Raw genomic sequence first — 10,474 nt, 5'->3', positions numbered from 1 at the left:
TTCAAATCATTAAGATTTGAAGCCTTTTAATTATTTACGACGACCGTTATTTCCTGCACCGTCATCAATTTCTTTTAGCATTCTGTTAATTGTAACTTGATTGAACATTTCAACAACGAAAATTACAATGAATGCATATACAACAGCAAATCCAGCTGGTAAAATCGTCCCTTTGACGACAGTTAATACAAGTGCAGGAAGCAATACTGCAGCAATGTATAACACAAGCATCATAATACGATTTGATTCGATTTGATCTTGTGCTTGTTTAATTCTTGACGCAAACTCACGTGTAACAAAACCTACGTCAGCATCGTTTGCTCTATCAGTATCGTAAACGCGAGTAACGACTGGTAAGTTCGTATACTTATCTGTCTTATAACGCAGATCCATGTGATCATTTGGCCATCTTAATGCTTCAAAAAACTTCATTGTGTGGTGTCTCCCTTTCAATATCCTATTAATACTTTAATTATAGACAATTTTTCACAAATTATAAAGACAATTCGAAAACTAATTCACAATTTTGACATAAAATTATCAAAACCTATTTATATCTTCTTTAAAAGGTGTACAATTATAGTTATCTATTCTGTAATTGCAGATGAAAATTATTAAGGAGTGAGGATTATGGCGGATGAGAAACAATTCTCAAGACGTGATTTCCTAAAAACAACGGGTGTAGCTACTGGTGGTATTATCGGTGGTAGTTTACTTGGAGGTTTAATTGGATTTAACCTCGACGGCAAATCAAGTGACAATTCAAAAGGTTCTAGTGACGAGGGCGGTGGAGATAGCCACGGAGGTCACGATGGACACGGCGGCGGAGGCGGTATGTTCGACGTACCAGACAAAGGTCGTGTGTTCTTTGAAAACGACGCAGATTTTGCAACGATTGAAGCGGCAATGGAAAGAATCTTCCCAGAAACTGACGTTGGACCAGGAGCTAAAGGGCTCGGTGCAGCATACTTCTTAGACGGACAGCTCGCTGGAGCATACGGATTTAACTCAAAAGAATATATGCAAGGACCTTTCCACGAAGGACTTCCTACTCAAGGGTATCAGTCAAACTTAAACCGTGCAGAATACTTCAGACTCGGTGTTAAAAAACTTCAAGAAGAAGCAAAAAGTCGTCACGACGAAAGCTTCTCTCAACTCGATGAAAAGAAACAAGATGAAATTCTAAAAGACTTCCAAGAAGGTGAAGTTGACTTTGGTGTACCAAAATCAACAGCAACGTCAAGTTACTTCTTTACGATGCTACGTTCAGCAACTCTAGAAGGTGCATACTGTGATCCGATTTATCACGGTAACAGAAATATGGAAGGCTGGAAGATGAAACAATTCCCAGGTCACCAGCACTCATACTTAGACGTAATTGAATCAGACGAATTTATGGACATTGAACCATTACCAAACTTTGGTTAAGAGGAGACTTATTAAATGGCGAAAGAACTAGAAAAAGTAGATGTACTCACAGTCGGAGCCGGCTGGACAGGGGGCATTGTTGCAGCAGAAGCAGCAAAAGCAGGATTAAAAGTACTCAGCCTTGAAAGAGGTAAAGAAAGAGGTACAGCAGATTATCAACACGTACACGACGAATTAAAATATGCGATTCGTTATGAGTTAATGCAAGATACGTCGAAAGAAACATTAACATTCAGAAACGAACCAGATCAAAGAGCATTACCGATGCGTCAACAAGGATCATTCTTACTTGGTGATAACGTCGGTGGTGCAGGAACACACTGGAACGGGCACGTTTATCGTTTCTTACCATATGACTTTGAAATCGCAACTCAAACGAAAGAGAGATACGGTGAAGATAGACTCCAAGAAAAGGATGGATACCGTTTTAGAGACTGGGGTATTACGTATGATGAGTTAGAGCCGTATTTTACACAGTTCGAACAAACCGCTGGTATCAGTGGTACAGTCAATCACTTCGAAGGTAAAAGAAGTAAAGACTATCCGAACGGTCCGATGATTAAAACTAAAATGATGAAAATGTTTGAAGATGCAGTAAATGAAATGGGATACCACCCATTCTTCCTACCATCTGCAAACATGTCAGCACCGTATGAAAACCCAGATGGTGAAAAACTTAACCAATGCCAATATTGTGCATTCTGTGAACGTTTCGCGTGTGAATACGACGCGAAAGCAACGCCAGAAGTAACAGTATTAAAAACAGCGCGTCGTCACGATAACTTTGAACTTCGTACACATTGTAACGTCGTAGAAGTTTTAACAGATGACAAAGATAAATCAAAAGTTACGGGTGTTAAATACGTTGACACACTTACGAAAGAAGAATTCATTCAACCTGCAGATATCGTCGTATTAACAAGTTATGTATTCAATAACTACAAATTACTTGCGGTATCTGATATTGGTGAACAGTACGATCCGAAAACTGAAAAAGGGACGCTAGGTCGTAACTATTGTTATCAAACATTCGGAGGCGCTAGAGGATTCTTCGATGAACAGTTCAATATCTTCATGGGTGCTGGAGCATTAGGTATGTCAATGGATGACTTTAACGGAGATAACTTCGACCATGAAGACCTAGACTTCTTACACGGTGGAAATATTACAGTTGCTCAATACGGAGCTCGACCAATCTTAACGAACCCTGTTCGAAAAGGAACACCATCATGGGGTGCGGAATTTAAAGATGAGTCTATTAAACAGTATACGAGATCTATATCAGTATCTGGACAATGTGCGTCAAGTCCACACAAAGATAACTATTTAGATATAGATAATGACTATAAAGATGCGTTTGGAGTACCACTCGTAAAACTAACTTATAACTTCACAGATATGGATAGAAAGAGAACAAAATATCTTGCAGATAGATGTGGAGAAATTCTAGAGAAAATGGGTGCAAAACAAGTAGACGTCGGTGAAGAGCCAGGCGATTACGATATCGTACCATATCAGTCAACACACAACACAGGTGGTACGACAATGGGAGACGACCCAGAAACTTCAGTTGTTAATAACTGGTTACAACACTGGGACAGAGACAACCTATTCGTAGTAGGTGCTGGTAACTTTGCACACAACTCTGGTTATAACCCAACAGGAACAGTCGGAGCATTAGCATACCGCTGTGCAGAAGGTGTTATTAAGTACCATAAAGATAAAAAACGTTTAGAGAAGTAAATTAATTTATATGAGACTGTAGATGTTTTCTACAGTCTTTTTTCTTTATTGTCAACGAAAAGAGATACAATTTTACGCAACACGCAATTGCGTAAACGACTATGAAATTAATTTTACGCAAATCAAAATTTACGAGTTTTTTCATCTGAAAGATAGGTCGGAAATGTATCAGAGGTGCCGTTAGCACGTTTAATTTAACGCAAATGCCTTTTGCGTAAAAGGGTAGTTCATCTATTTGACGATTACACCGTTTGCGTGAAATAAACAGTGACCCTTTTAACGCAAATCGCTTTTGTGTCAAAAGATGAAAAACAATTTTACGCAACACGCAATTGCGTAAACGACTATGAAATTAATTTTACGCAAATCAAAATTTACGAGTTTTTTCATCTGAAAGATAGGTCGGAAATGTATCAGAGGTACCGTTAGCACGTTTAATTTTACGCAAATCGCTTTTGCGTAAAAGAGTAGTTCATCTATTTGACAATTACGCCGTTTGCGTGAAATAAACAGAGATCCGTTTAACGCAAATCGCTTTTGTGTCAAAAGATGAAAAACAATTTAACGCAACACGCAATTGCGTAAACGACTATGAAATTAATTTTACGCAAATCAAAATTCACGAGTTTTTTCATCTGAAAGATAGATAGGAAATGTATCAGATGTGACGTTAGCACGTTTAATTTAACGCAAATCGCTTTTGCGTAAAAGAGTAGTTCATCTATTTGACAATTACGCCGTTTGCTTGAAATAAACAGAGGTCCGTTTAACACAAATCCCTTTTACGTAAACGGGTGGTTCATCTATTTAACGATTACGCTGTTTTGGATCAACTATACGCAGGTTAGAAAATAAAACCGCTTCAATCAGCTACAACCACGTTTATAATCTTTTATATCAACACAATGTGTACTATAATAGATAGATGATTTAATGCGTTATTTTTAAAAATTCGTTGATTGGATTAGGTGGTACATATATATGTCTAACAATGATGAATATAAAGAAGTTCATGTGAGACGAAAGCGTAAAAAGCTAACTCAAGAAGATAATATGGCACCATTAATGGACCATATTCTCGATTTAAGATCGGTTGTTATTAAATCTGCAATCACTGTTGTTTTATGGTTCATTGTGATTTTTGCGACAGTTGGTTGGTGGTTTCCTTACGTTTCAAAAGGTGCGAATATTGTCGTATTAGGGCCTTTTGAGGTGATTCGTTTTTACTTACAAACATCTGGTGCGATTAGTGTTGGGTTATCTATACCGTTTATTTGCTGGTTCATATGGGGCTTTATGAAACCAGGACTCGTCGAAAAAGAGACGATGTTTATTAAAAGTTCGTTACCAGGAATGCTGGTTTTATTTATAGCAGGTTTATTATTTGGATACTTTGTCGTTCATCCTGTCAGTTATTTCTTTTTAATTTCACTCGGAGAAAAGAACTTTGAAGTAATTGTTACTGCAGATGAATATATGAGATTTTTACTGATGACGACCATTCCGTTTGGGTTAATATTCCAACTGCCTGTTGTCATATTATTTTTAAATTATATTGGATTATTAAATGCAGAAACGATGGTCGCTATAAGAAAATACGTCTATTTCGGACTACTAGTTTTAACAGCAATTATTATGCCTCCAGACGTATTTACACATTTAATAACATTAACGCCAATGATTGTTTTGTATGAGATTAGTATCATACTTATAAGAAGACGTGAAAGACGACAACAAAAACGTGCAGAATAAATACGCCTCTAGGGGCGTATTTTATTTTCATTAATGTATAATGAAATCAAACCGTTAGAGGTGAGAATATGAAAACTGAACAACTAATTTCATTACTAAAAATAAAAGAAATATATGGGACATTACCGGATGAAGTATTCGATATTACAATCGACTCTAGAGAAGTGTCTGAAGGAACGATATTTGTCGCGTTAAAAGGTGCGACGACAGACGGGTTTGATTATATCGAACAGGCCATTGAAAAAGGAAGTAAGATGATATTATCGGACCGAAATAGGGAATTACCTAAAGATGTTGGGTTATTAAAAGTGAAAGACCCAGTAAAAGTGTCTGCGCTATTTGCAGAGTACTTATATGATTTCCCACATGAAAGTATGACGATGGTCGGTGTCACTGGGACGAATGGTAAGACGACTGTTTCAACGATGATTCATAATTTAAGTATGAGTATGAATAAAAAAAGTGCATATTTAGGAACGAATGGATTTATGATTAATGAAGATACGTATCCATCGTTAAATACGACACCTGAGACGACTCGTTTACATAAAAATTTTAATGAAGCGGTAAAAAAAGAAACTGAAGTATTTACGATGGAAGTGTCGAGTCACGCACTAAAGCTTGGACGTACGTTTGGTGTGGATTTTGATATTGTGATATTTACGAATTTAACACAAGATCATTTAGATTTTCATGACACGATGGAAAACTACGGGTTCACTAAAGGGCTGCTCTTTTCTCAACTCGGACAAGATTTAAAAAAGACGAAGTACGTCATATTAAACAATTCTGATCCGTGGTCAAAAGAATATGCATCGATGACACCATATGAAGTGATTTCATATGGACTAGACAATTCAGCGGATTTTTATCCGACAGATATTAAAGGAAGTTTAGAAGGTACATCGTTTACGTTACACACGCCAGACGGTGAGTTTTTTGTCGAATCACCATTTGTTGGAGACTATAATATTGAGAATTTAATGTGTGCGATAATTAGTGAATGGCTACAAGGATACGACTTAAATGATGTGATTGAAGCAATTAAGCAAATGAAAGCTGTATCTGGTCGTTTAGAAGTGTTAGACAATGAATTACCGATTCATTTAATCATCGACTTTGCACATACACCAGATGCGTTAGAAAAAGTCATTCAAACGATTCGTCCATTTAACGATGGTAAATTGATTACGGTGTACGGTATGACAGGAGAAAGAGATTACTCAAAAGCCGAAGAGATGGGGCGTATTGCGAGTCAATCAGATTATGTCGTAATCACGGTCGATAACCCGGGTAACGACGATAAAAACATGTTAATTGATATTGTCGAAAAAGGGATGACACACGATAACTACACGACAGAAATCGACCGAGAACAAGCGATAAAAATCGCTATAGATTATGCTGAACCTGGGGATACGGTGTTCCTTGCAGGAAAAGGACGCGAGCCGTATCAAATTATGGAAAATCATATTAAAGAACCACATCGAGATGATTTGATTGCATTAAATTTTGCGTATAAAAAATATAACTTTCCAGGATATGAAAATTAATAATAGATAGACTTGAATTAAGGAGATTGTATGGGACTTAAAGAAGAAATTAATAAGAGAAAAACATTTGCGATCATTTCGCACCCGGATGCTGGGAAAACGACGCTAACTGAGAAGTTGTTACTGTTCGGTGGTGCGATTCGTGAAGCGGGTGTCGTTAAAGGTAGAAAGACAGGTAAATTCGCAACATCAGACTGGATGAAAGTCGAGCAAGAGCGTGGGATCTCAGTAACGAGTTCTGTCATGCAGTTTGATTTTGATGGATATAAAGTAAATATTTTAGATACACCTGGACACGAGGATTTCTCTGAAGATACGTATCGTACGTTAATGGCTGTTGACAGTGCTGTTATGGTCATCGACGCAGCTGAAGGGATCGAGCCGCAGACGTTAAAACTCTTTAAAGTTGCAAAAATGCGTGGTATTCCGGTATTTACATTTATTAACAAACTCGACCGAGTCGGTAAAGACCCGTTTGAGTTGCTAGAAGAAATTGAAGAAACGTTAGATATTGAAACATATCCGATGACGTGGCCAATTGGTATGGGGCCAAGTTTTTTTGGGATTATTAATCGACGTACGAAAGAAATTAATCCGTACCGTGAAGAGACAATGTTAAAGTTAAACGACGATTATGAATTAGAAACTTCACATGACATCGAAAAAGATTCAGCCTTCCAAGAATCGATTGAAGAGTTTATGCTCGTCGAGGAAGCGGGTGACGCATTTGATGAAGAAAAAATCGCAACAGGAGATTTAACACCTGTATTTTTCGGTTCAGCATTATCTAACTTTGGGGTTGAAGAATTTTTAGATACATTTGTCGACTTTGCACCGAGTCCAGAACCACTTGAAACAAGATCGGGAGAAATAATCGATCCGACAGAAGAAGAATTTTCAGGATTTATTTTTAAAATTCAAGCGAACATGGATCCAAAACATAGAGACAGACTCGCATTTTTACGTATCGTATCCGGCCAGTTTAACCGCGGTATGGAAGTGAAACTGCAACGTACGGGTAAAAAACAAAAAGTTACACGTGCGACGATGTTTATGGCAGATGATACAGAAACTGTCGACGTTGCGTATGCTGGAGATATTATCGGGTTATACGATACAGGAAACTATCAAATTGGTGATACGTTAACATCTGACAAGCATATCGAATTTAAAGAGTTACCACAGTTTACGCCAGAGTTATTTATGAAAGTATCTGCAAAAAACGTGATGAAACAAAAGCACTTCTACAAAGGTATCGAGCAACTTGTTCAAGAAGGTGCGATTCAATATTATAAGACGATTCATACGAATCAACCGATTATAGGAGCAGTCGGTCAACTTCAATTCGAAGTATTTGAGCATCGTATGAAAAACGAATATAATACAGATGTCGTAATGGAACCAATCGGTAATAAGCAAGCGCGTTGGATCGAAAACGAAGAAGATATTACAGATCAAATGGATACACAGCGTTCGACACTCGTGTACGACCGTTACGACAACAAAGTATTTCTATTTGAAAATGATTTTGCACTGAGATGGTTTAGCGATAAATATCCTGAAATCAAATTATATAGTTTACTTTAATCAAATAAAACGCGTATAATAATGTCAATGAATGATATATGGGGAGTAACGACTAGTTTACTAGTAACACATCGTCATTACGGCAAATCGCCCGGTGTGTTAAGCAATATTTATTGTTCTGTGAGACCATAGTAATTAGACAGTGTCTATTTGCTGTGGTCTTTTTTATATTTAAGGAGTGAAGAAATGGATTATGCTATATTATTAGAATACGCATGGGTACTTATTGTGCTTGTCGTATTAGAAGGTTTACTTGCAGCAGACAACGCGGTTGTACTTGCGGTTATGGTGAGACATTTATCGCCAAAAGATCGTAAGAAAGCACTATTTTACGGGTTGCTCGGTGCGTTTGTATTTAGAATGATTGCGATACTATTACTTGTTTGGCTCGTACAATGGTGGTATGTTCAAGCACTTGGTGCGTTATACTTATTCTACGTTTCGTTTAGTCATTTAAGAGATATATACAAACATAGAAATCGATCAGAAGAAGAAATTGACGCATTAATTGAAAAGAACGAAAAAAAAGGTTCAGGATTCTGGATGACTGTACTTAAAGTAGAAATCGCAGACATTGCGTTTGCGGTCGATTCAATTTTAGCAGCTGCAGCCATTGCACTTGCGTTACCACATCTCGGTGGAGACTTCTTCGGAGTCAACGCAGGACAATATACAGTGATGTTAATCGGTGGTCTACTTGGAGTTATTATTATGCGTTTCTTTGCGAACTGGTTTGTAAAATTACTTGCTGAAAGACCAAGTCTAGAAGTTGCAGCGTTTACTATCGTTGGTTGGGTTGGTGTTAAGTTAACAGTGTTAACACTCTCGCATGAAGCAGTCGGCATTTTACCAGAGACTTTCCCACATTCAACAATTTGGAAAGTCACATTCTGGGCAGTGATGGTAATTATTATTCTAATCGGTTGGTTTGCTGGTGGTAAAAAAACAGATGTGAAGGATGATATGAATGCGTAATGATGATGATAGAAGAGAAAGTTTTGACGAAAAGTATAGGCGTCGTACGCACGCTTTAGATGAACACGATACAGTGCAATTTGAAAAGATTGACGATGATGACTTAAAAGATGATGTCAAAGACGAACATGTTGATCAAAGAGAAGAACCATCTCACGATGATTTTCATGAAGAAAGTGAAGTACAAAAAGAAGATGCACATAAGCCGCGTGCAAAACGTGAAAAATCATCGTTTTTACCAGGGCTACTCGCAGGTATTATCGGTGCAATTCTAGTCGTTTCGTTGTATCACTTTTTATCTAGCGACTCAAGCAACACAAATGAAGTCATAAACGACACAAAAGATACAGCAGAAGTGCGTCAAGAAATTGAAAGTAAACATGAAGACAAACTAATTACAGATACAATTGTTGCGGTTGAAAAAGCAAAACCAGCAGTCGTATCAGTCATTAACTTACAAAGCCAAACGAATTTATTTGGTAATGAATCGTCACTTGCTGAGGCAGGTACTGGTTCTGGGGTTATTTATAAAATCGATGATGAATATGCCTATGTTATTACAAATAATCACGTCATTGACAAAGCGACGGAAGTTCAAGTGAACACGCTTGAAGGTGACAGTATAGAAGCAGAAATTTTAGGCACAGATATTTGGACAGACTTAGCAGTGTTAAGAATGCCAAAAGGCAATATAACTGACGTAATCGAATTTGGAGATAGCGATAAATTACTCGTCGGTGAAGAGGCCATCGCAATTGGTTCTCCACTCGGTGATATGTTTAGTGGATCTGTATCAAGGGGAATTGTATCTGCACTTGATAGACGTGTACCAGTCGATATTGACGGAAACGGTACAGATGACTGGGAAGCGGCAGTGCTACAAACAGATGCAGCTATTAACCCAGGTAACTCTGGTGGTGCACTCGTCAATAGTAAAGGTGAATTAATCGGTATTAACTCGATGAAAATTGGTTTAGATAACGTTGAAGGAATTGGTTTTGCGATTCCATCGAACGATGTTAAGGCGATTGTTTCAGAGTTAGAAACTGGTGGAGAAGTGGATCGTCCATTTATCGGTGTTGGCTTACTCGATTTATATTTAATTAGTACGAGCGACCAACGTAATTATTTAAATTTACCGAGTAATGTTAAACATGGCGTCGTTCTTTCAAGCATTGAACCGGGTTCTCCAGCTGAATATGCAGGGTTAGAAGAATTAGCGGTTGTTACGAAATTAGATAATACTGAAGTTAATAACGCGATGGAATTTAGACAATATTTATATGGCAACAAAAAAGCAGGCGACACGATTACTGTCACGTATTATTTAGACGGTAGACAGTATGAGACAGACGTTCAGTTATAATGAGATTTAAAACGAGCAGCAATGCTCGTTTTTTTATCTTAAATTAAATTGAAAGATTGATTTAATAGGC

General features: G+C 37.5%; 8 protein-coding genes. 7 read left to right on the top strand and 1 reads right to left on the bottom strand.

Annotated features, from left to right (window positions below; genetic code table 11):
• Positions 1 to 30: 30 nt before the first annotated feature.
• Entirely contained in the window at positions 31 to 432 is a 402-nt protein-coding gene (locus TJ68_RS06335) for a hypothetical protein (RefSeq protein ID WP_040929321.1), read from the bottom strand.
• 195 nt (positions 433 to 627) lie between these two features.
• On the opposite strand from TJ68_RS06335, the gene TJ68_RS06330 reads away from it, so the two are divergent.
• The 7 genes from TJ68_RS06330 (at position 628) to TJ68_RS06300 (ending at position 10,404) form a co-directional block, all read left to right on the top strand.
• Positions 628 to 1,428, top strand: a complete 801-nt coding sequence (locus TJ68_RS06330; protein ID WP_420329226.1) for a gluconate 2-dehydrogenase subunit 3 family protein — start codon at positions 628 to 630, stop codon at positions 1,426 to 1,428.
• Between the two features lie 15 nt (positions 1,429 to 1,443).
• The gene (locus TJ68_RS06325; protein WP_040929319.1) at positions 1,444 to 3,171 is read left to right on the top strand and encodes a GMC family oxidoreductase; all 1,728 of its coding nucleotides are present in this window, start codon (positions 1,444 to 1,446) and stop codon (positions 3,169 to 3,171) included.
• A gap of 981 nt (positions 3,172 to 4,152) precedes the next feature.
• A complete protein-coding gene (gene tatC / locus TJ68_RS06320) occupies positions 4,153 to 4,923 on the top strand; it encodes a twin-arginine translocase subunit TatC (protein ID WP_040929318.1) in 771 nt (256 codons plus the stop codon).
• A 68-nt stretch (positions 4,924 to 4,991) separates the two neighbouring features.
• Positions 4,992 to 6,476 (top strand): UDP-N-acetylmuramoyl-L-alanyl-D-glutamate--2,6-diaminopimelate ligase, encoded by a 1,485-nt coding sequence (locus TJ68_RS06315; protein WP_040929317.1) that lies wholly within the window; start codon positions 4,992 to 4,994, stop codon positions 6,474 to 6,476.
• 30 nt (positions 6,477 to 6,506) lie between these two features.
• Positions 6,507 to 8,063, top strand: a complete 1,557-nt coding sequence (locus TJ68_RS06310) for a peptide chain release factor 3 (RefSeq protein WP_040929316.1) — start codon at positions 6,507 to 6,509, stop codon at positions 8,061 to 8,063.
• Positions 8,064 to 8,249: 186 nt separating this feature from the next.
• Positions 8,250 to 9,038, top strand: coding sequence for a TerC family protein (locus TJ68_RS06305; protein ID WP_040929315.1), 789 nt, complete (start codon positions 8,250 to 8,252; stop codon positions 9,036 to 9,038).
• Positions 9,031 to 10,404, top strand: coding sequence for a S1C family serine protease (locus TJ68_RS06300; protein WP_052327360.1), 1,374 nt, complete (start codon positions 9,031 to 9,033; stop codon positions 10,402 to 10,404). The genes TJ68_RS06305 and TJ68_RS06300 overlap by 8 nt, the downstream gene beginning before the upstream one ends.
• Positions 10,405 to 10,474 lie beyond the last annotated feature (70 nt).

This window comes from Nosocomiicoccus massiliensis (assembly GCF_000438455.1).
Lineage (GTDB): Bacteria > Bacillota > Bacilli > Staphylococcales > Salinicoccaceae > Nosocomiicoccus > Nosocomiicoccus massiliensis.
Note: the sequence above shows the minus strand (reverse complement) of the source record. Positions and strands in the feature narration are given on the sequence as shown.